The following is a 24,247-nucleotide window of genomic DNA, read 5'->3' on the forward strand; positions in this document are numbered from 1 at the left end:
CTAGCTTCATTCTATTTCAACCGATGGATGATATAATCCGCTGTTCGAATAGCCAGGGCAATTGTCGTCAATGTCGGGTTGGCGGCTCCAATGAAAGGCAAGACGCTATTGTCGGCTGCAAAGAGATTGGATAGACCGTGCACTTGACCAAACCGGTTGGTGGTGGAAGTGCAGGGATCATCCCCCATCCGGCACGTTCCTGCCTCATGGTAGTCAAGTCCTGGAGGCATCAGACAAGGAATCTTTTCGATTGACATGCCCATACTGGAGACCGCATACGTACTGGAAGAAGCGAGTTGCCCAATAATAGCTTGATCCTGTTCGCTGTATGAAAAATGGACGTTCAGTTTTGGCATTCCATATTCATCCCGTCTGGCCGGGTCCAGCGTAACGCGATTCTCAACTCGAGGTTCAACTTTACCGAAACCAAGCACACTAAACCTAAGTTCTTCCTGCAGCGGTCTTTCTTTATAATGGTACCAATAATATTTATAGGGATCGGTTCCGGCAATTTGTAACTGATAGGACCGGTCTTCCGAGCGTGGTATCAATATGCCGGTATTCCCTAAAACTTCGGGAAATTGTTTCCGGGACGCCGTTGCAAGGGTAACCGTAAAGGAATGATTGATTAAATATCTGCCGGTGGCTTCCCCACGAATACCGGAATTTAGCAAAATACGCGGATTTTCAAAGGTACTCGCCGATAGCACAACGGTCTTTCCTTTGATAAAACAGGACTTCTTGTCCGGTGTGACCACTTTCACGCCGACCGCCTTCCCGCTTTCAACCAGAACCTGAATCACACGAGCCTTGACGGCCAAATCAAATGAACCTAGATTTAATGCGTAAGCCAAGAAGATGATCGAACTAAAAAAGGCGTTGGAATGGATCTCACCATACTTGGTGACTTCACGGTCCACAGCAATGGGGAAATCGGTTGCATCATAGTATCCGGCGAATCGAAGACGATCAAGAAGGATTTCCTGCAGGGAAGATCCGGCTGTAAAGCCTTGATTTATATTCATCACCCGTTCCGCAATAAGGTAATAGGGAACGAGCTCCTTATATTGAATCGGCCAATATTTGAAGTCTTCAGGATGGAAGCGCGGACTGACAGCTCCCCAATGCAGCGTTTTTCCACCTAATGCCAAAAACTCTGTAGCACCTGGATAGTCCGGCCATTCAGCCCCAATCGGTCGCCCGATCTTGGGGTTTGCCAAGAATTTGGTTAGGCGTGCGCTATCAAAAGTGGGCAAGTTATACGCATGAGTTTGAAGCAAGAGATCGCCCGCCTCGAGCAGAGCGACCCGTTCTCCATTTTTCCTCCATCGTTCACAAAGCCTCCAAAGAACGGCCCCCCCTCCTGCTCCGCTGCCGACAATAATCACATCATAATACGTTTCAGCCATTCGCTCCAAAGAAGTTAGCGGAATCCAGTGCTCCAGATAGTCTGATGGGGGCTCGGGCGGACAAGGAAGAAGATACGGACCTACCGGCTGAAAGGGCTGGGGGTTATTGGGCTGGTTTCTGTTTTTCATGTTGTCACATCCTTTACCCGAAAACTTACTTTACACTCCATGTATATGACTCAATTTCTAAATCTAAGCCAGCCCTTGGCTCGTTCTTGACCACTTATCATATGATTAAAAAATTCGAATACAGTTAGGTAAGCGAAAAAAACCATAAAGTTTACTTGGAGGCTGATGCTTCTTGAAGCTCGGTGTTTTTGTCGCGAGAGTTTTTAAGGATCTGCCGTTTGAAGAAATGTTGGATTTCGTAAAATCATGGGGAGTAGAGGCTGTAGAATTCGGAACGGGAAATTATCCCGGGGATATTTTTGTCAAACCGGCTCAGCTCCTCGCTGATGGGGGAAAGCAAAAAGGTTTCCTGCACGCTGTGGAGTCGCGAGGGATGTTCATCAGTGCATTCAGCGTCCATGGCAATCCTCTTCATCCGAATCGGACTATCGCCCGGGAACATCATCAGACATTGATTCGGACGATCGATTTGGCTCAACAAATGGGAGTTCCGGTGGTGAATTGTTTTTCCGGTAATCCAGGTGCCCCGGACAGTACGCTATATCCAAACTTTGCTTATTTATATTGGCCTCCGGAATATCCGGAGATTCTTCAATGGCAGTGGGAACAACAAGTGATCCCGTATTGGAGGGAAGTGGGGCGATATGCCGCCCAGCGCGGAGTTAATATCGGGATCGAGATGCACGAGGGATTCACCGTACATTCCCCGGCCGATGTTCTCAGGCTTCGTGAAGCTGTTGGCGAAGTCATTGGAGCCGGCTTTGATGCAAGCCACCTGTGGACCCAAGGGATCAATCCGGTTGAGGCGGTGAAAATCCTCGGTTTTGCCGGAGCCATTTATCATGTCTCAACCAAGGATATGATTTTTTCGGAGGCCAACATGAATTTATACGGAGTTCTGGACCCGAAACCAATGGACCAACCGGGCTTCCGTTCCTGGTACTACCGAACCATCGGATATGGGCATGACTTAAAAACCTGGGCCGACATCAGTAGTGCGCTCCGGATGGTGGGGTACGATTATGTGCTCAACATAGAACAAGAAGATCCCCTGATCGATGGATTGGAAGGTTTTACTAAAGCGGCCGGCAATCTCCGAGGATTGATCATCCGATCTCCTTTGGCGGAGAAATAACAAATACCGATTGCTTGTGATCGTCGTTGTTACTTTCGATTCTTTTTAAAAAGAGTGACCACTGTGATCAGAAGCACAGGAAGAACTCCTACGGTGGTAATCAGTAATGGCCAAACCACTGTTACATTCTCCACAAATTCGGCTTCATTTTTAAACATGGTGAGCGAGAGCAGCAGGGAGACAAGCGCAACAGGAAAGATCAGCAGGCGGTCATCCTGCAGCTTCAATAATTGCGATAGAGCCAGATTAAGAATAAACAGAACAATGGTTGCTTTCATATAAGAACCGGCAATTAATGTGAAACCGATTACGGACTCAATTCTTTCGATTATTTCCTGAACATTGATCAAACGTGCAAGCTGAAATACCGAATACTTGATTTCACCGGCCAAGGGTCCTATGGCCATAATCGTGCATACTATCACAGTGACCAAACTGACCCCATTTACAAGATGGGCCAGAAACATGAATTTGACGAGGGGACTTTTTCTTTCCTTGCTAGTGAATGGCAGAATCATTGAAAATAGGATCAGCTCTGCATAAGGGAACCCCCAGGCCATGTAAGCTCCATGCAGAATCGGTTTGATCCCCTTCGGAAAAACAGGCAAAAGATGTTCCGGACGGTAATAGGGCAAAACAAATAATAGAACTGCGAACACTAAGGTAACCATAATATAAAGAAGCAAGGTGAACATTCTGGCCATCACTTCGATACCCGCGCGCGCTGTCAGAGCAGCTGTCATAAGAATCAGGGAGTTAAACACATACAAGGGTGTTTCCTTCATCATCGTACTGGTAAAAAATCCCCCTATATCGAGAACGATATTGGAAAGCATTAAGAACACGGTGGAGAGAAAGGGGACGGCAATAACGACGGTGAGCCAGCTGCCAAGGGTTTTCCGGCTGTAATCGATAAAGGTCAGTCCCGGATACTGCCGATGTAAATACAGGACACAGGCTAAAAGAAGAAAACCGATTCCGTTTGCAATCAGAAGTGACAACCAAGCTCCGTTCTTGGCGGCACCAGTCAAGGGAGCTGGAATGTTAATAATTGCCGAACCGGTCATAAAAGCGAGAAATAAACTTGCCGTCTGCCAGGAATTGATCGTTTCTTGCTTCTTCATCGTACCACCTTCGCTGCAGCTTGAATCGAACTAGGATGGGAGCTTTACAGATTCGACAATGTGTTTGGCCGGGTCCGCAAAAAAGAACTCGATAATGTGGTTGAGGTTCGGCCATTTGCTGTCAGTCACGTAAATGAAACTCAGATAAACGGCAGTCAGTGTTATCGCTCCGTAAGAGAGACGCTCCCGACGGCCTTTTAGCTTCCATTTTCGACCGTCGTAAATCAAAATTGCGCTATAAATAATTAAAAGAAGAATGATTTTCTCAAACAAGCTTTCATTCCTCCGTTCAGAAAATTTAAATCGGAAAGGATTTATTTGCCAAATGGCTTGCCGACGTTCATTCCCGTATTCGCAACCTTTACATCGACATCGATCTCAAATCGGCTGGCAGCGAAATGCTGGTCCCATTTTTCCTTCCAACTTTCCCACAGTGCAGGATCTTTGATGTAGATTTTATTTCCGAGACCGATCGCATCCACTTTTTCCTTCTGCAGAAACTCGATCGTTTTCCGTAAATTCTGCTCAACTCTTTTTTTAATCTTTTCCTCGAATGCTTTTGCCTGTTCTTTGGTAAGCAAGGAAGAACAACGGAGTTCACTGGTTGAACCCTCAATTTTGGCGGATACATGAACGGTGAGCGAATTTCCTTTGATCCTGGGAGTGACTTTGGTCTGAACTGACCTCACCTCGAAAGATTCCATTGACTTCTTGTCTTCTTTTCCTTGTTTTTCGCAGGGGATTTCGATGACCCCGCTTTTGTATTGATTGACCAGGATCATCAAGTTTTCAGCATCTGTTGGAGATAGAAGGTCAACCATTTTCCCTTTTTTGAGGAGGGCGATTCCTGCAACCGGAGTGGTTTTCGGTTTCGTATTGCCGAAATCGAGGTAAGGAACCGTTGCCACCTTTCCTGCGCTTTTCAATTGCAATGCAAGGTCCAACAGGTTTGTCTTTATTGTTTTGGCAGAAAAACGGCTGGCGGTTTCATCAATTCTCCGTAGTTGCTGACCCATTGTACTTTCAATCAACGGTTTGACATCCAAATACTCGCTCGCCTTTCCTTTGGCAATCATTATTGAGACGGTCGCCCTCGGTTCATGATCCCGGGAGAAAATATCGAGAATTTCTGCTACGTTTTTTTTCCTTGCCAACTCTTCTCCGACAATAATGACCCGCATATGATCAAATTTGGCTTTGCGCCCTAATTGGATGGGAATATCACGAATGGCGTCATGGATGGTTTCAGCTTCTGTCTTGACGTTGATAAACTTAATACCTTCATGTGGGGAGGGTCCTCCCCCTTCGCCTCCTCCACCGGTCGGCTTATATATGTGTGTCGTCAATTCTATCTTCCCTTCCTCGGTTGGATCGATCGCCACCGCCTGGACAAAACCCCATTGGGTCAATTCAAATTTATTCCAGCACCCTGTTATTAGAAAAACTGGGAAAATAGAAAGAATGACAGCCATTGATGGTCTCATTGTTTATCCTTCTTTCTCCGATTCCGAGATGACATTAATTCCGCGGGAACTTATGCAAATGCCGGTTTCGCGGTGAATGCATCAGGGCTTTAAGAGGGAAACGAATGAATACATCCCGCCATTGTCTTCCTTGCATTGGTGCAAGTGTCATCATATAGGGTTGTCCCAATGAGCGCAAACAAGTCAGGTGCAAGAAAGTCAACAAGAAGAAAATCATCATCCCAAAGCCTCCCAATGTTGACGCAAGAACCATCAGAGGAAATCGCAAAATCCTTAGTGTGATCGCCATACTGTATTGCGGAATAGCAAAGGAGGCGATCCCGGTCAGGGCCACTACGATGACCATCATGGGAGAAGCGATCTTGGCTTGCATCGCAGCCTCACCGATGACCAGTGCCCCGACGATGCTTACGGCAGGGCCTATCGGCCGTGGCAGGCGGATTCCGGCTTCCCGCAGCAGTTCAAAGAAAAATTCCATGATCAGCGCTTCCACAAAGGCTGGAAACGGAATGCCTTCGCGCGTGTCAAGGATAGCCAATAAAAGAACGGTAGGTATCAGTTCAGGATGAAAGGTGGATAAGGCAATATAAATACTGGGCAAAGTAAGCGCCATTAAGAAGGCTCCGATCCTCAACAGGCGAATCAATGTCGTAAACACCGTTCTTTGATAATAATCTTCACTTGTAGCAAAGAACTCAACAAACAGGCCGGGACAGATCAAGATCGTAGGCGTGCCACCAACCATGACCACAATCCTTCCGTCCAACAGGGCGGCGACTGCGGTATCGGGTCGTTCTGTATAACGAACTTGGGGGAAGGGAGAATATGCAGACTCTTCAATCCACTCTTCGATATAGCTTGTTTCCAATATTTCTTCCTTGTCCAGATCTCTTATCCGCCTTCTGAATTCAGCCAAGCTTTCCGGATTGACGGCTCCTTCCAGATAACCGAACATTACCTCTCTTCTTGTTTCCTGCCCGGTTGTGAAAGTCTCGATCTTAAAACGGGGGCTTTTCAACAAGCTTCGGAGCAAGCCAATATTTTGCTGGAGATTCTCAACCGTGCTCATGTGAGGTCCTTGGACTACCGGTTCCGTGATTGGTTCAGTAATCTGCCTCGAGTGAAGGCCCATGGCCGGATAGCTGAGCGCTTTGTTCCACTGGTTGAAAAAGATGACGAGATGCCCATTCAAGATATCTTGCACCGCTTGATCCATGTCATTGAGAAGAATTGCTGATTGAGCAGATACTCCATGTCGTTCAAAAAAGAACATCACATCTTCGGGAGTGACCATGGTGGCCGGTCCCACTTCGTGGGTGACAAGATCCTGCAGGGACGCTTTCATATAATTAAGCTTTTTTTCCTGGATTAACGTACCAAAATAAACGGAGAACGCAGTATGTTCCAGATCAGGCCCATATCTCCAGTTAAGGATTTGAAGATCCTGGCAGTTTGTGAAGATAGTTTCAATTTTTTGCAGGTTATCCGACAAATTCGTTGAAATCGGGGTTTGTTCTTTGTCGGCCTGCCTATTCGCCATATTCGGTGATTCACCAGTAAACATACGATTACCAGTGGAGGACCGGTTGATCTTGATCCAATTTCTCTCTGTCATTTGGATTGAACCCCTTTGTTGTCGGTACATATTCTGATTTAGTATGCAAGTTATACTGGAAAAATATGCATTTACAAAAGATTGGGGCTCTTTGCACGAACTTCTGGATGGGCTGTAAGCGGAAGAGTGGATATGACCGGAATGCAAAATGAACCAAATGCCTATATTGGAATAGATTAAATTGAAAAAGATAGGAGGGATGATTTTGAACGAACTCCCGGTTAGCATTAAAACTTACCGGATCACCATGCCCAAGTTGAATATACTTTACCCGGTCATCGAGGAACTGGCAAATTCGATTGTTCAGCAACGAATCAATAATACCATTTTAAATGAGGTTAACCTGCTGCTCCATCTGCAGGGATACCCGCAAAAACCGAAGACGGAATGGACCGGTCATTATGAAATCAAAACGAATGAGCGAGGAACAATAAGTTTATCTTTATTCAATTACGCATTTTCCGGTGGGGCTCACGGATTGACGCTGCAAAAATCGCTTACGTTTGATGTGGAAACCGGAAAATTGTACACTTTGCAAGATTTATTCGTACACGATCTCGACTATGTCGGAAGCTTATCCGATATCATTGAACAGCAGATCAAAGGGCGCAACATTCCACTGCTGTTCGAATTCAAAACAATACGGCCCGATCAAGATTTTTATATCGCCGATAAGTCTCTGGTCGTTTACTTTCAGGTCAATGAAATCACGGAATATGTATACGGGTTCCAATATTTCCCCATATCGGTCTACACTATTCAGAATATCATCAATGAGCAGCCCCTTGGTAAAATGATTTACTGATGCTCTGCTAAGTTTGTTCGAGGATATAATCCACTGTGCGGATTGCCAAAGCAACGGTGGTTAATGTCGGGTTGGCAGCTCCGGTAAGAGGCAGGACGCTGTTATCGGCCACGTAGAGACCGTGTATGCCGTGGATTTGTCCGTACCGGTTTGTTGCCGAAGTAGACGGATCATCGCCCATTCGGCATGTGCCCGCTTCATGGTTGTCTCGACCGGGAGGCCAGAGGCAAGGTTTCTCGTAAAATTCCAATCCCATACTGGAGGCAGCCGCTTGGATAGAGGAAAATAATTCACCGATAGTCGCTTTATCCTGATCGCTGTAGGAAAATTGCACCTTTAACAAAGGCACACCGTATTGATCCCGTCTTGTCGGATCAAGAGTGACATGGTTTTCAGGTCGCGGTTCGATGGTGGCCAATCCGTGAAATCTTAGTCTCAGTTCTTCTCGAAGCTTTTTTTCTTCATACTGGTACCAAAAATATTCCAAAGGATCAGATCCTAAAATGAAGAACATGAATTTTCGATCAGTCGTACTGGGAACCATTATAGCGGCATTCCCCAACACTTCCGGAAATTCATTTCGGTTTATTTTTGCATTCGCGACGACTGTTGGATGATTCACCAAATATCTGCCAATGGATTCTCCAGGAATATTTGAGTTCAGAAGAATGCGCGGTGTTTCAAAGGTACTGGCGGAAAGGATTACCGTCTGTGCTCTGATCGTGTACGATTTATTGTCTGAAGTAACTACCTTGACGCCTGCGGCTTTTCCTTTCTCGGTTAGAACCTGTACTGCACGTGTGTTGACAGCCAAATCAAAAGGTCTCCTATTTAGGGCGTGAGCCAGAAATATAATGGAGCTAAAAAAGACATTCGAATGGACTTGCCCGTATTTGGTGCCTGCAAGGTCAACGGCCAAAGGGAGGTCTGCCGCATCCGGAAATCCTCCGAAGTGAAGGCGGTGGAGCAGTGTTTCTTGCAGGGAGGATCCCCTTGCGTATGCCCCGGTTACATTCATAATCTGCTCTGCCGTGAGGTAATAGGAAACAAGATCTTGATATGAAATCGGCCAAAGTTTGAAGTCTATAGGCTGCAAACGGGGACACATTAAATACCAGTGAAGGGTTCTTCCGCCGAGAGCTCTGAATATTCTCGCCCCCGGATAATCCGGCCATAATTTTCCGACAGGTTCAGCGTAGCGGGGATTTTCTATAAATTGCTCAAACCGGGTATTGTTGAAAGTAGGCAAATTGCGTGCATGGGTCGGTACTAAAAGATCTCCTGCCTCGATCATTCCGATCCGCTTGCCTCTGCTTTTCGATTGTTCGCATAATCTCCAGAGAGCGGCCCCGCCTCCCGCTCCGCTGCCGATGATGAGGACATCGTAATCGGTCTGTGCCATTTCCTCGACCGATGTCAAGGGAATCCATGGTTCCGTCGCCGTTTGGGACGAATAGGAACGGGTCACATTGCCGTTCTGCATCGGTAACTCTGTAGACGGTTTCATGACTGACGCTGGCGGGATGACATCCAACGCCCAATGAATGGCGTTCATCACCAGTTTGCGAAAAGCAGGCACCTGAAAATCCTCAGGATGGCCAAGAGTGGTAGTGAAAGTTTGTCCCCCGGCATAGTTTTTAAAGGTCCATGCTACAGGGTTGATCTCTGTGGTTGCATCAGGCTTGAAATCAGGATCAACTGATTGTCCCAGGAGTAAAATTTCCGCCTCTTTTGGCGGATACGGCAGAACATAATATAACCACGATCGTACATGGAATCTGTCCGGAATCCCGCATAAGATTGGATGCTGCCTTGCTTTAGGTGCCACGAATACCTCAGTGCTTGAAGAATACGCATAATGCTTGATCCAAGGAGCACCAAGCACCCCAATGCCAAACTTTGTATTCCATGGTTCAAGAGGGTGACCTTTCGGATAAAGAAATCCATGCGTGCTTGTGCGGAATCCGATTACCGGTTTGCCTCTCTCAATGTAATCCCGGATATGGCGAAATTGCTCCTCAGGCAAAGTTCGATAACGAATAAAAAATACTGCCAAATCCGCATCGGCAAGTGCCTCGAGACCGGGAATATTGGCAGGATTTGAAGAAGCCGGATAGGCAGTTAATACTGTCGTCCGGGCTCCATACAGTTCTGCCTCCTTAGCAATCAAAGGGAGGGTATATTCGGATTCATATTCGACTTCCGCGGCAATAAACACGATATGGAACGATTTCAAAGATTGTTTCTTGTGTGACTTATTGTTTATTCTCCTTTTTTGACAAAATAGATGGTCTATGTCATTTGTTCGATGATATGATCTGCTGTTCGAATCGCCAAAGCGACAGTTGTTAGTGTCGGATTTGCAGGTGAAGTCAGATTCAGGACGCTGTTATCGGCTACGTAGAGACCGGTTATTCCATGGACTTGACCGTAGCGGTTGGTTGCTGAAGTTGAGGGGTCATCTCCCATCCGGTATGTTCCCGACTCGTGGTTGTCACGGCCTGGCGCAAATAGTTGGGGGAGAGCGTCCAGCGATAACATCATCGTGGAAGAAAAGGCTAGAAGGGAATCGTATATTTTACGGATAAGATCTTGATCCTTGTGGCTGTAGGAGAATTGCACGTTTAGCATGGGTACACCGTACTCATCCCGTCTTCTCGGGTCAAGGCTGATATAATTGTCAACCCGAGGTTCTACGACCCCATAACCATGTAATTCAAAGTTAACTTCTTTTCGAAGCGGCTTCTCTTCATAATGGGACCAGAAATCTGTAAAAGCCAAGAGTTGATAATTTCGATCAACCGAGCTTGGAACCAGGAGGGTGGCAATGCCCAACACTTCCGGAAATTGATCGCGTTTTACTGATGCATGCGCAACGACTACAGGATGATTCACCAAGTATCTTCCAATGGCTTCTCCGGGAATATTTGAGTTCAGCAGAATACGTGGGGTTTCAAAGGTACTGGCGGAAAGGATGACCATCTTTGCTTTGATTATGCAGGATTTATTGTCCGAAGTAACTGCCTTTACGCCTGCGGCTTTTCCTTTTTCGGTCAGAACTTGTACCGCACGTGTATTTACAGCCAAATCAAAGGGTCTCGTATTCAGAGCGTAAGCCAAGAATAGAATCGAACTGAAAAAGACATTCGAATGGACTTGCCCGTATTTGGTCACTTCAAGGTCTACAGCCATGGGGATGTCCGTAGCCTCTGGAAATCCGCCAAACCGAAGGCGATCGAGAAGCATTTCGTGAAGGGCAGATCCCTTAGAATAGAACCTGGTTATATTCATCAGTTTTTCAGCGCCAAGATAATAGGGAACAAGATCCTTATATTGAATCGGCCAGGATTCGAACTCTGCAGGGTGAAAACGGGGGGGCAAATGTGAACCATTTTAAGGTTCTTCCGCCTAAGGCTCTAACTATTCTTGCGTCCGGATAATCCGGCCACAATCGTCCAACTTGATCCTCAATCCGCCGCAAGTATGCAGTAAGACGTTGTACATCGAAAGTAGGCAAATTAAACGCATGGGTCGGCAATAGAAGATCTCCGGCCTCGATCATCCCGATCCGCTTGCCGCTGTTTTTCCATTGTTCGCACAATCTCCAAAGAACGGCTCCGCCTCCCGCCCCGCTGCCGATGATCAGCACATCATAATCGGTCTGCGCCATTTTCTCAATGGGCGTCAGGGGAATCCAGTGTTCCTGATAAGCTGCAGGAACAGGGGGACATGAAGGGAATTCGGCGGATTTCCTCACCGGAATCCCTGGGGAAGGGAGATTCACTTTTGTACCCGGATCAATTTGCACATCGATAGCTGCAATGTGTGGATTGAGAGAGAGGAGATGTTCTGATTCAAAATGATATCTGTTCGCAATCTCTCTCAGAGTAACCCTATATTTACAAATATATGGTTTCAAAAGAAACACATCCTTTATTTATCCTTTGGGTAAATAGATATGCGTTTATCCCCACATAATTTACATTCTAAAATTATACATCTTTCACTCGCCAATCCCTCGGCCCGATACCCTCTGGCCATATCCTGCACCTTGGTGGGAGTGTTACAGTTTTGTCCCCATCACTTTCGGACCGCGTGGAGACGTTCCATTTGCATCCGGTTCTCTGGTAATTCCGATATTGTCAAAATCAGGCTTGCTGCTCGCCGTGTAAACCAGTACCCCGTCTCCTTTTTCATTCACCCGGAAGGTCCCCGCGTTTTGTCGCTGCCCGTTTCTTAACAGCCAGACCTGGTAAGCTTGTTCGCCGCTTAAGGGAGCAGCGTTGTTGACCTGTACCACCAACTGAATCCCGCGGGAGGTTTCCGTTAGGTACACAATTCCGGAAGCTTCCAAGTCATTTCCGGCAGTATAGAGCGGGAACGAGCGCTCTAATTTGGTTGTGGGTCCAGGTTGATTGCTGGGCTCGGCCTGCAGTTGTTTCTGATATTGATTGTTTTGCCAAAGAGACATTCCAAAAGCTACGGTTACTGCCGCCAGCATTCCCGCCGCAAGTTTCCCATAGCGATTTGAAACAAATGACTGCCAAGCGGATATCGGAGAAGCTGCGGACTGTTTCGGACGGATTTCAGACCCGCTGTTGTCTGCCGGAGCTTTTACGCTGAAGGCCGCCTGTAAGGTCCGGGTTTTCAGTTGATCCGGTACAGGAACCGGATTTGCCGTATAGGGAAGACTGTTCGCCACAGCCTGCAAATCAGCGATCTCACGTTGACAATCTGCACATCCGGCAAGATGGGTTTCAAAATGTTTTTGTTCTTCAGGGGTCAATGGGCCAAAAACATAGGAAAGACATAGGGAGCAGGCATTTTCTTGTTCGCGGTTCATTGTCTTTCCTCCTTCCATGACTGCATCAGTGTGCGCAGGGTTTTCAACGCGGCATGCAGCCGGCTTTTGACCGTTCCTATCGGCAGATTCAGTATGTCTGCCACCTCGGAGAGCGAATGCCCTTCCCAATAAGTCATCTTCAGAATCGTTTGTTGTTCGGGTTTCAGTGTGTCAAGACCCAGCCGGACTGTATCGGCCAGTTCCTGCCGCTCCAGACCCGATGCGTAATCCACAGTATCATGGAGAGTTTCGTATAGCATAAGCGGTGGCAGAACGGAAAAGCGGGTCTTTCTCGAACGTTTGCGAAGTGCATCGATCGCAAGATTGCGAGTAATAGTCAAAAGCCAGCTTGAAAATCGTCCCCGTCTCGCATCATAAAGCTCGGGTGCGACCCATATTTTCGTGAACACGTCTTGAACCACTTCCTGTGCGAGTGGCGGGTCTTTTGTTATTTGCAGCGACAGGGAATACACGAGAGAAGCGTAGCGGTCATAAAGCTCCTCCAAGGCATTTCCGTCGCCAAGCTTGAGGGAGTGCAAAAGTTCCCCTTCAGACTTGATGGACATGCGGGCTGAGACTCCTTTTTCCGATAAACCAATCTATTAGATATACGATTGATCTTTCGATTTGGTTTTTAAAAAAAATTATATCAAACAGCGAACCGTTTGTTGGTTGCTGTCGTTATCTGAATGTAAACCAAATTTCAGAATAAGGGGAGAGTTATGTGAAGAAAAAATGGTTGGCAGTACCTGTGACAGTAATTGCGCTTGCCGGTGTAACCGGCTGTGGAAGTGACAAAACTTCAATTCCGGCCCAAGATCCTTATTCGGCACCGGCCAAACAAGAGCAGCCGGCAGCAGCCCCGGAAACAAAAAAGCCTTCTTTCAAAGTGGAAGGGATTAAAGACGGGGATAGTGTGAAACCCGGGGATCTGAAGATTAAAGTGACCCTCACAGATTTCAAATTGGTTGATTTTTCGACGAACACACAACCCAAATCCGGGGAAGGACATATCCACATCTGGTTGGATACCGATCCGAAAGATCCGAAAGTGGCACAAAAGGTGATCAAAGATCCCGATAACATTGTCTTAAAAGATGTGAAGCCGGGAGAGCATACATTAGTGGTGAGCATTAACGGAAACGACCATAAGCCGGTTGAAGGAACTACACCGCAAACCTTTAAATTTACCGTAAAGTAATTCTCGGCAAACGCGCTTTCGATCCGTCGGGTCGAAAGCTTTTCTATTGAGGTAGTCACAACTCCGCCTTAGCCCAATTATGCAGGACAACAAACCAAATCTCCTTCACCCCAATACAGTAGTTATTGAATTTATTCCTTGGGGAGGGTGTTTAACCAATGTATTGGGGATATTATCCTTATGAAACAGTGCCGTTTTATCGAAATTATCTGCCCTACAGCCCTGATGTTCACGACGTTGATGATTTGAAACAAATGGTGGATGAACTGCAAAATCAATTGGAGGAAATACGGGCAAAAATTAACAATCCGGCATTGAATCCTGAACCTGAAACCCGTCAAGCAGCCGAAGTGGAAGAATCGGATTTGGTGAGAGACATTCAACAACAAATTAATTCTTTAAAGGCTGCCCAAATTGCATCCTATGAAGAACTGTTATCTATGTTTCTCAAAAATGAAATGAGAGATCGAATTCGTGACATTCAACTGGATATCACTCCCGAAAAAGTGGTTAAAAAGATTTCTAAAAGCCTGGACGGAACAAAAAGTGTGTCGCAAGAGGAATAACTTTGGCTTCCGCCAGTGTTATACGGTTCATCAAATTTGTGACAATTGATGACAACGGAGAAGAAATTGTTACCCCCTTCGGCTATCCAAGACATCATAGTTTAATTGATAAACAGACTGGTAGCGAGAATGAGCAGTCACAACAAGGGGTACCTTTACTAACAGTGTTCCAATTTATTTCAAACCATCACCCTGCTTTTTTAAATGATCCGAAGTTAATCGGAGTAGATGTCAATGGCATATGGTTTCCAGCTCAGCAGCTTTTAATGGTGAAATCAACCTTAAGGTAACAAATCAAATTCTCAGTTGTGTTTCTATTTTTGCTATGGTAAAATGTCTTTTGTTGATCAAGACGGTCCGCTGTCAATTCACGAGATTTTGGCAAGAACGTCTGTAGGGAAGGAGGAAATAGGCATGAATCAAGAACTTCTTCGTCAAATTACCGACGAACAGCTCCGTAAGGATGTACCGAGCTTTCGTCCGGGGGATACTGTAAAAGTTCACGTGAAGGTAAAAGAAGGTAACCGTGAGCGGATCCAGTTGTTTGAAGGCGTTGTAATCAAGCGTCGCGGCTCCGGAATTTCCGAGACTTTTACCGTTCGCAAGATCTCTTACGGTGTGGGTGTGGAGCGTACGTTCCCAATCCATTCACCGAAGATCGAAAAAATCGAAGTTGCTCGCCGTGGTCGTGTGCGTCGTGCGAAACTCTATTACCTGCGCGAACTCAAAGGTAAAGCTGCCCGTATTAAAGAAATTCGTTAAATACCTCGGAGGGACTTGTGAAATGCAAGTCCCTTTTCCCGTCATAGGAACGAAAAGGTTATAGAACCGGGCTGGAGGGGAACGCTATGTCTGAACGTACAACGAATGAGACTTGGGAATGGATTAAAGCACTTGGACTCGCGGTTATTCTTGCGCTAGGCATACATCAATTTGTCTTTGCCCAGTTCCTCGTAGACGGTGAATCCATGATGCCCACCATGGAAGACCATGAACGGCTCATTGTCAATAAGATCATTTACCGCATACATAAACCGGAACACGGAGATATTATTGTATTCCAATATCCCGCCGACAAATCGAAAGATTTTATTAAGCGTGTGATAGGTCTCCCGGGCGATAAGATTGAGGTGCGCGGCGGCAAAGTATACCGCAATGGTGCCGAACTTGCAGAGCCTTATCTCGGTGAAGCCACGAACGGCTCGTTCGGTCCGGTAACAGTTCCGGAGGGTAAGCTGTTTGTAATGGGGGACAATCGCAACAATTCGAAAGACAGTCGGGACGGTTCCGTTGGTTTTGTCCCGTTCGATCTGGTTGTTGGGCGTGCCGATGTTGTGTTCTGGCCACCAGACAAATTTGAATTGTTCCCGTTCAAGTAGGGGGTAGCAGTATGACAATTCAATGGTTTCCCGGCCATATGGCAAAAGCTCGCCGGGAAGTCACCGAAAAGCTGAAACTGGTGGATATTGTTTATGAACTGGTGGATGCACGCATTCCAATCTCAAGCCGCAATCCGATGATGAATGAAATCACACAACAAAAACCGCGCCTGGTGCTGTTAAACAAAGCGGATTTGGCCGATCCTTCCATCACAAAAGAGTGGATTTCCTTTTTTGATGAACAGGGAACGCCGGCTATTCCAATTGTGGCAACAGAGGGCGAAGGTTTTCGTAAAATTGAATCGGAAGCCAAACGACTGGTCGCGCCCAAGTTGGAAGCCATGATCAAAAAAGGGATTCGCCCTCGCGCGATCCGAGCGATGATTCTCGGAATCCCGAATGTCGGGAAATCCTCTTTAATCAATCGAATGGCAAAGCGCAATATCGCGAAGACCGGGGACAAGCCGGGTGTGACCAAGGCCCAACAGTGGATCAAAGTCGGGAAAGACTTTGAACTGCTTGATACTCCCGGTATTCTTTGGCCAAAGTTCGAAGACCCGGAAGTCGGGATTCGTCTGGCGTTAACGGGAGCCATCAAGGATGAGGTTCTGGAAGCTGACAAACAGGATCTTACCTATTTTTTGGTTAAATGGCTGCGGGAAATCTATCCCGGTGTGCTGGAAGAACGTTATAAGCTGGAAGAGCTGCCGGACGAACCTTGGGACACTGTTCTTGCCATAGGGAAGAAAAGGGGATTGGTTCGTTCCGGCGGCGTCATAGATGAAGAGGGCACGTGCATTCTTATTCTGCGTGAGTTTCGGGCGGGAATGCTCGGAAAGATTTCGCTCGAGCGCCCTTAACCAAAATAGACCACCTTCCCCAAAGGAAAGTGTGGTCTCTTTTTTATTTCAGTCTTTTGGCATCGCTTTGGCGATGTAGGCGAAGATCTCGGGATTCAGTCCCATCTGGGCTGCATAACCCGGCTCTTCTTCGTAGCGGCGCTTCAGGGTTTCGGCAATGGCCGGGTCACCGCCGGTAAACATCTCGATGAGTTCTTTCCAGCGCTTTCCGAGCTGCTGCACCTCCGGACTGTCCGGGGGAGTCCCTTTTTCCATCGCTTCACGAACCTTTGCAATCAGTTCAGGCCACTCCTGTTCGACCTCGCGCATCTTCCCGGGCCCCAGCAGTTCACCTTGTTTTTTGATCTTTTCCATCTGTCCCGGTGTAAACGGATATTTTTCAGACATTCGAATCCCCTCTATCGCGAGAATAAAATGTTCCGCGGAAATGTGCCTACGCTCCTGCAACTGGTCGGCGATTTTCTCCAAACGGCGGCACAACTGCGTGTGCACATCAATCTGCTCCCGCAGCCGTTCGATGTGCAGGCGGACGACCTCCACTGGGGAAAAATCGGGACTCTGCAGGCAGTCCATGATCTCCTCGAGCGAGAACCCGAGCTGCCGGAGCGATAAAATTTGCTGCAGCCGGGCGATATCCGCTTCCGTGTACAAGCGGTGTCCGCTATCCGAATGCTGCGAGGGCTTCAGCAGCCCGATCTCGTCATAAAAATGCAGCGTTCGTACGGAGAGCCCGGTCTGTTTCGCCAACTGTCCAACTTTCCAAACCGATCTGTCTGCGGGAATCCCCTCCCTAATGGCCTTAAAATTTGCCGGCAACTTTACTATATATCCTCACGTAACGTTAGGTTCAACAGTTAATTCACTTGACAATTCGAATAACGGAATGGTAAATATTAGAATATACTCATGAGTATGTGATTCGAATACTAACCGGTATTTTGTAAGGGGGGTTGAAATATGAAAGCACGTGACGAGATTTTGGAGGCCGCAAGGCGGCTGGCAGCCCAAAAGCCCCTGCATCAAATCAGTCTGTCCGACGTTGCCAAGGAAACCGGTAAAAGCTGGCCAACTGTGCGGCGCCATGTCGGGAGCAGGGAAGAATTAAGAGCACTGTTGGAGAATGAGAAGGTGGAAAATGCCAACGAGAATCCGGACACCAGAACCCGAATCCTGGCTGCTGCAGAACGGGTCTTTGCCCGGTATGGGTTTTCGGGGGCCACTCTCGATCAAGTGGCGGCTGATGCAGGACTTACAAAGGGTGCCGTCTACTGGCATTTTAAAAGCAAAAGTGACCTGTATCTCGCTTTGCTTGAGGAACGAATTGAACATCAGCTCGCGTCTCTTCCGGAGGTAATCTGGAATCTCTCGGGAGCGACGAGTGCGGAACCAGCGCTGGCGTCTCTTTTAAAAAGCCAGATTGACTGCTGCAAAGATCCCGATCAACCCAGACTGTTTTGGGAATTTGTAGTAAAAAGCCGCGAGCCGGAAGTTCAGGAGAGGTTGTGCAGCATTTATCGTGTTCTGTATCAACGGGTTCGTGAACTGATCCGTGAACTGCAGGAAGCAGGACTGTTGGCAGGCGATCAGGATCCATATGTGCTTTCGGTCTACTTGTCAGCTGTTTTTGACGGGTTGGCTGTAGCCTGCATGATTGACCCGGAACTGGTCGACCTCAATACGTTGGCTCCGGAGTTGGCTAGAATCATGTGGCGGGGGATTGGACCGGTCAGGGGTTTATAGGCTAGGGGCAGATAATGGGAGGGGTAAGCGGTGACAAAATGGGTTCGATTTTCAATGAAGAATGCAGGCGTCATTTTTCTGGCGATGATTATGATTGCCGCGGGCGGCTTGTATTCCACTTTTTCCATGAAGCTTGAACAGTTTCCGAATGTTGACGTTCCTTATTTGAATGTTGTGGTTGTGTATCCGGGGGCCACACCGGAACAAGCGGTTGACGATGTGGCGAAACCGCTCGAACAAGCTTTGTCAGGGTTAGAGAAATTAAAAAATCTTTATGTCGAAGCCGGCACCAATTATGTGTCGACAACAATGGAGTTTGAGTTAAGTCATTCCATGGAAGAAGCAAAAAAAGATGTGAACAGCGCGTTGGCGAACGTCAAACTTCCGGAAGGTGCGGAGAAACCGCGAATTTTTCAAGAGGGGCCTACGGCTGCGCCAATTTATTCGTTTGGTGTTACGGCCAGTACCGATCCGGCCACGATCAAGCAATATATAAACGAACATGTAAAGCCTTTATTCTCTTCCATCCAAGGGATCTCGAGCGTGGATGTGCAGGGGAGCCCGGAAAAGAAGCTGTTCATACGGGTTGACCCTGAAAAAATGAAAAAAGAGAATCTAACTTTTGATAAAGTAAAGCAAGCGCTCCTGGCAAACAACGTATCTTTCCCTGCCGGCGAGGTCACGATCGACGGAAAAAGCCTAAACGTGGAAGCCGGCAAAAAAATCCGTTCTGAAGAGGAACTGAAAAATGTCAATTTGATCATCATCGATCAGGATACCAGCAGACTTGCGAACGCGTTTCAATCGCTAGGGGAAGGAGTAGGCACGGTCGGCTCTTCTGTCGGTCAGCTCGGGCAGGGTGTCGGCAATTTGACGAAGGGGCAGATTCTGTTACAGGCGGAGATTCAGGTGATGCAGGCGATTAACGGGCTCTCCGCAAGCCTTTTTGAGAATCAATCCAAACTCGCCGCCCTGACTCAACTGGCTCAAGCCAACCCGCAGCAGCAACCGGAGTTGGAAACCCAAATCAGGCAGTTGAAACAGACAATCCAAGAAGAGCAGGCTCAGATTACATCTCTGCAAAACAAGCTGGCAGAACTCCAGGCACAAGTCAATGCTGCCAATACAGATGCTGCCAATACACTCAAAAGCGCGTCCGGAAGCTCGGCCGTAAAGAACCGCAATCAGGAGATTTCCGCCAAACCGTCATTAAGTATACGTGCTCTCAAGCTGTCCGACATTGCCGATGTGACCTACTCATCGGACAAAGACAGGGTTCTTTCCCGTCTAAACGGAACACCGGCAGTTCTCGTTGATATTAAGACCGAACCTGGTTCCAACACGGTTGAAATCGTAAAGAGCATCAATCAAAAGCTGGACAAAGTGTCTTTGCCGAATGGCTATCACTTGACCAAACTACGCGATAATTCCATCCAGATTAAAAAATCGGTCGACGGGATGCTGCGTGAAGTCGTACTCGGATCCTTGTTGGCTGTGTTGGTTACGCTTCTGTTCTTGCGGAATTTGCGGGCCACTCTTGTGGCGGTTGTTTCAATCCCGCTGTCAATTCTCGCTTCCATGATCACCTTATACTGGATGGATTACAGCTTTAACATGATGACATTGGCCGGAATTGCCGTAGCGGTGGGCCGGGTGGTTGACGATTCGATTGTGGTGATCGAGAACATATACCGGCGTGTGGGCGCCAGCGCACAGCGAAGTTGGGAACTGGTACTGGATGCGACGAAAGAAGTGGGGCAGGCGATTACCTCTTCCACTTTTACGACGATCGCCGTTTTTGGCCCATTGTCGTTTGTACCGGGCATCGTTGGGAAGTTTTTTGCCCCGTTCGGCATTACGGTCGTTATCGCACTCGCGTTCTCATTGTTGGTCGCCATTACAGTTGTGCCGTTGGCCGCCAGACTGTTTTTGCTCAATATGAAGCATACAGAAGACAAGGAAAATGGTCTGCAGAAGGTGTATCGCATCGTTCTCGGATGGTCGCTTCAACACAAATTGACTGTGGCGATTGCCGCTCTGCTCGTATTCGGGGGATCATTGGCGCTTTTGCCGAAGATCCCGAAAAACTTTCTGCCATCCGAAAAAACAGTCTCTTACGGATTGCGTGTAACTCTGCCTGTTGGCACAGCGCTTGAAAAGGCGGACCAGGTGGCAAACAAGATTGAATCGTTTGTTCGCGGACGTTCTGAAATCAAGAGCTACCAAACAACTGTCCGCGGGGAAAGCATCCGGATGCAGATTGAGCTGAAGGATGACGTCTCTCCGGAAGTTGCGAAAAAATTCGAGCAAGACATGAGAGAGAGTACGGCCGGCTTGGGCACCGGTATCCGCTCGGCACTTACTCCACAGGGAATAACAGGCGGCGGAGGGCTGTTCATTGTTGTGAACGGAACAGACTTGTCGGCGCTCAAGCAAGCGGGAGACATGATTGCAAACGCGATTCAGGATGTGCCTGGCCTTGCGAATGTTGAGACGAATTTATCAGCGTTAAAACCGCAGCTTTTCGTCGATATTCATACGGAAGAAGCGGCTCGAAAAGGTCTCAACCCGGCTATGATTGCCTCCTCCATCCGACAAATGATCAATGGGGACAGTGTAATGAATGTCACGCTGGATGGCCGAACAACAGAGGTTAACCTCGGGCTGAAAGCGGATGATCTGAAAACGCTCGATGTCATTCAGAATCAGATCATAACCAATATGACGGGTGAGCACGTGAAGTTATCCGATATCGCCACAATTAGCGAGAAGCCCGGTCCCACTGCCATACAACGCTTGAACCAACAAGAGTATGTATCGGTAAGGGGCGGTTTTACCTCTGATAATGCGTCGGGTATACAGAACGAGGTGGAAAACCGGATCAAAAATCTCAACCTGCCAAGCGGCGTCTCGTACTATTTTGAGGGGGAGGCCAAAGCGATGAGCGATGGCTTCCGCAACATGGCAATCGCAATGGCGGCCAGTATTCTGCTGGTTTACATGGTGATGATGATCGCATTTGGCGAAATGCTGGCTCCGTTTTCGATTCTTTTCTCCTTGCCGTTTATCTTCACGGGAGGATTGTTGGGACTTTATGTCTTTGATGAGGCGTTGGGAATGCCGGCATTGGTTGGCTTCTTGATGTTGATTGGAATAGTGGTCACAAACGCCATTGTCTTGGTGGATCGGGTTCAGCAAAACCGCGCCGCTGGAATGGAGATAAGGGAAGCATTGATTGAAGCGGGTGTAACCCGGATACGGCCGATTCTGATGACTGCGGTTGCGACGATTGGCGCACTGCTGCCGCTTGCAGTTTCCAGCGAAGGCGGCTTAATTTCGAAATCTTTGGCAATTGTAGTGATTTCCGGTCTTACGACTTCTACCCTGTTAACCCTCGTTATTGTCCCGGTCGCATATCAAGTGTTGAATTCGATTCGAAACCGGCTGGTTCGACGAAAGCAAACAGAGAAGAATCCGTTCGGGATCGTTAAGATGGAAGAAGCTTAAAAAACGAACGTTGAGGTGGGACCCCTGAAAGGAGTGGGGCCGCCTCTTTTTGATGTCGGCGTGGGTCAATAGTCTCTTCGTCACTTTTGTGAGTTTGCAAGGTAATTTGCTATTTCTCGAATTTGCAGGAAAAAGGGGGATGAGTGCCGAATTCGTAGTAGATATCGAAGGAGAGAGTGCATGCATGAAAGACCTGAAAAACCATTCGATCGAACAGATTCGAACCTGGTTGGAAAGCCAATCCGACGTAACCGACAGGACATTGCTGGCGTTAAAAAAGGATTCTCGTTCAGGCGTCCGGGCTTTGGCCGAATCCTACATCAAAAAGCGGGCACGCCAACAGGCCGAAGCGGAGCGTATGAAGCAGCTCTGGAAGTTCGAACGGACATTAACCGACCAGGGATTTCGCATGATCGCCGGTATAGATGAGGCCGGCCGTGGTCCATTGGCAGGTCCGGTGGTAGCGGGAGCGTGCATTCTGCCAGTGGGTGTGGAGATTCCCGGGTTGAACGATTCGAAACAGCTAACGGCAGAGCAGCGAGAAACTCTTTTCCATGTAATACGCGATAAAGCTATAGCTTGTGGCGTAGGCATTGTCGACGTCGATTATATTGATACATACAACATTCTCCAGGCAACTTACGAAGCAATGCGGCGTGCGATTGACGGTTTGGGCGTGGAACCCGATCATCTGCTAAACGATGCGGTTACGATACCGAAGGTAACGATTCCACAGCTGCCAATCGTCAAAGGGGACGCCAAAAGCCATTCGATAGCGGCGGCTTCCATCCTGGCCAAAGTCACCCGGGATCAATTGATGAAGGAATATGGCCGTATCTATCCGGAATACGGCTTTGAAAAACATATGGGCTATTACACGCCTGAACACATCCACGCTTTACAAAAATACGGCCCATGTCCCATTCATCGCCGGTCATTTGCTCCGGTGGCCGTGTTTTCGGGGTTGGTATAGAATCTCGCCAAGGGAGGGGGTCCGGTGAACATCTGGTCATCACTGATGGAAACTATAGGACAGGCCTTTCGCCCGGATTCGCCTGCCAGAGGTCTCGAATTGCGAATCGGTGAAGTGGTTCAGGCAAGCTTGATTGAAATGCTGGATGACCGCGCGGCTCTGGTTCGAATCAAAGGACAGGTTCTGCAGGTCCAGATGGAGGCCCAACTGCCTAAGGGTACCGTTCTTTCTTTGGTTGTGATTGGTCAAACTGAGGGCGGCCTTTTGGAGTTAAAGGTCAGCCCTTTCGGACAGGGGAGTTCCAATCCCGACTCCCGGAAAATGTTTCCTTTATCCAGTGAGCCTGATCAGTCTGAATTCCCTTCACTAGCGAAGTTGTTGAAGAATCTTGACATCGAAGCCACCCCGGCGAATCGTAAAATTGTCAATCGGTTACTGGCGGCGGAATTATCGGTTTCTAAGTCTCTCGTAAAGACTATGCAAGCCTTACTAGAGCCGGAGCAGCATGTTTCTCGAAGCGACATGTCCCTTGAGACGCTGGTGAACATGGTTCGCAAGAATATTCCTATGACACCGGCAACGTTTCAAGCTATGAAAACTCTCTGGTACGGTCCTCCGCTGCATGAAATCCTGAAAGTAGCAATCTCTTCCCGAAGCAATGTTTCAACAGGCGATGCGTCCGGAGTGCGGGAGGGGATGCCAAGCGGCCAACCGATAGTCGCTTCCATGCAGGAAAGTACTGTCCAAATGCGTGTTCCGAATGATTCCGCCAAGTCTTTGAGTCTCCATCAAATGGTGTCAATACAAGATATCCTGTTAGATCTGGATCAGCTTCAACAACTTCCTCCTCAGGAGAGGGGCCAAGCTTTGCAGGCGGTTGTGGAACGGCTGGGCTTGGCACATGATAATCAAATGGCCCTTCTGCAAAAAAACGGTTCGGACACAACTGTCCCTGCAACGCTGAAATCCTTGTTGTTGGCCGAACTTCAGGTCAATCCCAATAACTCCGGGGCTGAACTGGCGTTGAATCATTTGACCGGGCAACAATTGATGCACTCCCTGAAAGAGGACGCCAGCCCTTTTTTCTATCACTATCTCGCACTTCCGGTACAAGTGGAACAGGGGGCGGGAGAAGCAAAGATTCATTTGTTGACCCGCAAGAAAGAGGGAAAACGTCTTGATCCGTATAACTGCTTTCTCTATTTCCATTTGCAGTTGCCGACGCTTGGAGAATTGCATATGCACGTTCAAATTGTGGAACGGATTGTATCTCTCCGTTTGATTGTGGAAGAGGAAAATCGGCTTCTGCTGGCCGACTCTGATTTAGCTTTTTTGAGGCAGGGGCTGCAGGAAGCAGGTTTTCAACTGGGAGCCGTCCGGAAGGAGAAAGGCTCCCCGGATCTGATCCAACCGTTTTCACAGTTGCCCCTATTGATTGCAAGCGGCGGGTTTGATCTGAAGGTTTGAGGTGAGACAG

At 47.9% G+C, this 24,247-nt stretch carries 23 protein-coding genes; 12 read left to right on the forward strand and 11 right to left on the reverse strand.

The genetic code is table 11. The features are described from left to right. Positions 1 to 11: 11 nt before the first annotated feature. On the reverse strand, positions 12 to 1,538 hold the full coding sequence (locus ACFO8Q_RS14920; RefSeq protein ID WP_380026608.1) for a GMC oxidoreductase: 1,527 nt from the start codon (positions 1,536 to 1,538) through the stop codon (positions 12 to 14). Positions 1,539 to 1,710: 172 nt separating this feature from the next. On the opposite strand from ACFO8Q_RS14920, the gene ACFO8Q_RS14925 reads away from it, so the two are divergent. Then, on the forward strand, positions 1,711 to 2,673 hold the full coding sequence (locus ACFO8Q_RS14925; protein ID WP_380026609.1) for a sugar phosphate isomerase/epimerase family protein: 963 nt from the start codon (positions 1,711 to 1,713) through the stop codon (positions 2,671 to 2,673). Between the two features lie 29 nt (positions 2,674 to 2,702). On the opposite strand, the gene ACFO8Q_RS14930 is transcribed toward ACFO8Q_RS14925, so the two are convergent. Genes ACFO8Q_RS14930 through ACFO8Q_RS14945 form a run of 4 tightly spaced genes read right to left on the reverse strand, consistent with a single transcriptional unit; the run spans position 2,703 to position 6,821 of the window. Beyond that, entirely contained in the window at positions 2,703 to 3,797 is a 1,095-nt protein-coding gene (locus tag ACFO8Q_RS14930; protein ID WP_380026610.1) for a GerAB/ArcD/ProY family transporter, read from the reverse strand. A gap of 30 nt (positions 3,798 to 3,827) precedes the next feature. Then, complete coding sequence (locus tag ACFO8Q_RS14935; RefSeq protein ID WP_380026611.1) at positions 3,828 to 4,070, reverse strand: hypothetical protein; 243 nt, start codon at positions 4,068 to 4,070, stop codon at positions 3,828 to 3,830. 41 nt (positions 4,071 to 4,111) lie between these two features. After that, entirely contained in the window at positions 4,112 to 5,281 is a 1,170-nt protein-coding gene (locus tag ACFO8Q_RS14940) for a Ger(x)C family spore germination protein (protein WP_380026612.1), read from the reverse strand. Positions 5,282 to 5,315: 34 nt separating this feature from the next. Next, a complete protein-coding gene (locus ACFO8Q_RS14945) occupies positions 5,316 to 6,821 on the reverse strand; it encodes a spore germination protein (protein ID WP_380027016.1) in 1,506 nt (501 codons plus the stop codon). Between the two features lie 274 nt (positions 6,822 to 7,095). Here ACFO8Q_RS14945 and ACFO8Q_RS14950 point away from each other — a divergent pair, with 274 nt between their 5' ends. Then, the gene (locus tag ACFO8Q_RS14950) at positions 7,096 to 7,701 is read left to right on the forward strand and encodes a DUF3298 and DUF4163 domain-containing protein (RefSeq protein ID WP_380026613.1); all 606 of its coding nucleotides are present in this window, start codon (positions 7,096 to 7,098) and stop codon (positions 7,699 to 7,701) included. Between the two features lie 7 nt (positions 7,702 to 7,708). Here ACFO8Q_RS14950 and ACFO8Q_RS14955 read toward each other — a convergent pair whose 3' ends face one another. From ACFO8Q_RS14955 to ACFO8Q_RS14975, 5 genes are all read right to left on the reverse strand, one after another. Then, complete coding sequence (locus tag ACFO8Q_RS14955) at positions 7,709 to 9,937, reverse strand: GMC oxidoreductase (RefSeq protein ID WP_380026614.1); 2,229 nt, start codon at positions 9,935 to 9,937, stop codon at positions 7,709 to 7,711. Between the two features lie 56 nt (positions 9,938 to 9,993). Continuing rightward, positions 9,994 to 10,992 (reverse strand): GMC oxidoreductase, encoded by a 999-nt coding sequence (locus ACFO8Q_RS14960; RefSeq protein ID WP_380026615.1) that lies wholly within the window; start codon positions 10,990 to 10,992, stop codon positions 9,994 to 9,996. 37 nt (positions 10,993 to 11,029) lie between these two features. Next, a complete protein-coding gene (locus ACFO8Q_RS14965) occupies positions 11,030 to 11,620 on the reverse strand; it encodes a hypothetical protein (RefSeq protein WP_380026616.1) in 591 nt (196 codons plus the stop codon). Between the two features lie 144 nt (positions 11,621 to 11,764). Then, entirely contained in the window at positions 11,765 to 12,544 is a 780-nt protein-coding gene (locus ACFO8Q_RS14970) for an anti-sigma factor (RefSeq protein ID WP_380026617.1), read from the reverse strand. Next, positions 12,541 to 13,110 carry an RNA polymerase sigma factor gene (locus tag ACFO8Q_RS14975; RefSeq protein WP_380026618.1) on the reverse strand — a complete coding sequence of 190 codons (570 nt, stop codon included), beginning with the start codon at positions 13,108 to 13,110 and terminating at the stop codon, positions 12,541 to 12,543. Before ACFO8Q_RS14975 ends, ACFO8Q_RS14970 begins: the two co-directional genes overlap by 4 nt. Before the next feature lie 158 nt (positions 13,111 to 13,268). On the opposite strand from ACFO8Q_RS14975, the gene ACFO8Q_RS14980 reads away from it, so the two are divergent. The 6 genes from ACFO8Q_RS14980 to ylqF all read left to right on the forward strand — a co-directional run bounded on the left by ACFO8Q_RS14980 (position 13,269) and on the right by ylqF (position 16,550). Beyond that, the gene (locus ACFO8Q_RS14980; RefSeq protein WP_380026619.1) at positions 13,269 to 13,745 is read left to right on the forward strand and encodes a hypothetical protein; all 477 of its coding nucleotides are present in this window, start codon (positions 13,269 to 13,271) and stop codon (positions 13,743 to 13,745) included. A gap of 158 nt (positions 13,746 to 13,903) precedes the next feature. Next, positions 13,904 to 14,311 (forward strand): Rossmann-fold NAD(P)-binding domain-containing protein, encoded by a 408-nt coding sequence (locus ACFO8Q_RS14985; protein WP_380026620.1) that lies wholly within the window; start codon positions 13,904 to 13,906, stop codon positions 14,309 to 14,311. A 2-nt stretch (positions 14,312 to 14,313) separates the two neighbouring features. Then, positions 14,314 to 14,601 carry a hypothetical protein gene (locus ACFO8Q_RS14990; RefSeq protein ID WP_380026621.1) on the forward strand — a complete coding sequence of 96 codons (288 nt, stop codon included), beginning with the start codon at positions 14,314 to 14,316 and terminating at the stop codon, positions 14,599 to 14,601. A 124-nt stretch (positions 14,602 to 14,725) separates the two neighbouring features. After that, positions 14,726 to 15,073 carry a 50S ribosomal protein L19 gene (gene rplS, locus ACFO8Q_RS14995; protein ID WP_380026622.1) on the forward strand — a complete coding sequence of 116 codons (348 nt, stop codon included), beginning with the start codon at positions 14,726 to 14,728 and terminating at the stop codon, positions 15,071 to 15,073. Positions 15,074 to 15,159: 86 nt separating this feature from the next. Then, entirely contained in the window at positions 15,160 to 15,690 is a 531-nt protein-coding gene (gene lepB / locus ACFO8Q_RS15000; RefSeq protein WP_380026623.1) for a signal peptidase I, read from the forward strand. 11 nt (positions 15,691 to 15,701) lie between these two features. Beyond that, positions 15,702 to 16,550, forward strand: coding sequence for a ribosome biogenesis GTPase YlqF (gene ylqF / locus ACFO8Q_RS15005; protein ID WP_380026624.1), 849 nt, complete (start codon positions 15,702 to 15,704; stop codon positions 16,548 to 16,550). Positions 16,551 to 16,598: 48 nt separating this feature from the next. On the opposite strand, the gene ACFO8Q_RS15010 is transcribed toward ylqF, so the two are convergent. Continuing rightward, positions 16,599 to 17,366: a MerR family transcriptional regulator gene (locus ACFO8Q_RS15010; protein ID WP_380026625.1), complete on the reverse strand. Its 768-nt coding sequence runs from the start codon at positions 17,364 to 17,366 to the stop codon at positions 16,599 to 16,601. A gap of 141 nt (positions 17,367 to 17,507) precedes the next feature. Here ACFO8Q_RS15010 and ACFO8Q_RS15015 point away from each other — a divergent pair, with 141 nt between their 5' ends. The 4 genes from ACFO8Q_RS15015 (at position 17,508) to fliK (ending at position 24,237) form a co-directional block, all read left to right on the forward strand. Beyond that, entirely contained in the window at positions 17,508 to 18,290 is a 783-nt protein-coding gene (locus ACFO8Q_RS15015) for a TetR/AcrR family transcriptional regulator (RefSeq protein WP_380026626.1), read from the forward strand. A 30-nt stretch (positions 18,291 to 18,320) separates the two neighbouring features. Beyond that, positions 18,321 to 21,797 carry an efflux RND transporter permease subunit gene (locus tag ACFO8Q_RS15020; protein ID WP_380026627.1) on the forward strand — a complete coding sequence of 1,159 codons (3,477 nt, stop codon included), beginning with the start codon at positions 18,321 to 18,323 and terminating at the stop codon, positions 21,795 to 21,797. A gap of 193 nt (positions 21,798 to 21,990) precedes the next feature. Beyond that, positions 21,991 to 22,770 (forward strand): ribonuclease HII, encoded by a 780-nt coding sequence (locus ACFO8Q_RS15025; protein WP_380027018.1) that lies wholly within the window; start codon positions 21,991 to 21,993, stop codon positions 22,768 to 22,770. Between the two features lie 24 nt (positions 22,771 to 22,794). Then, positions 22,795 to 24,237 carry a flagellar hook-length control protein FliK gene (gene fliK, locus ACFO8Q_RS15030; protein WP_380026628.1) on the forward strand — a complete coding sequence of 481 codons (1,443 nt, stop codon included), beginning with the start codon at positions 22,795 to 22,797 and terminating at the stop codon, positions 24,235 to 24,237. Positions 24,238 to 24,247: the final 10 nt, after the last annotated feature.

The sequence above is a fragment of the Effusibacillus consociatus genome (genome assembly GCF_042652925.1).
Lineage (GTDB): Bacteria > Bacillota > Bacilli > Tumebacillales > Effusibacillaceae > Effusibacillus > Effusibacillus consociatus.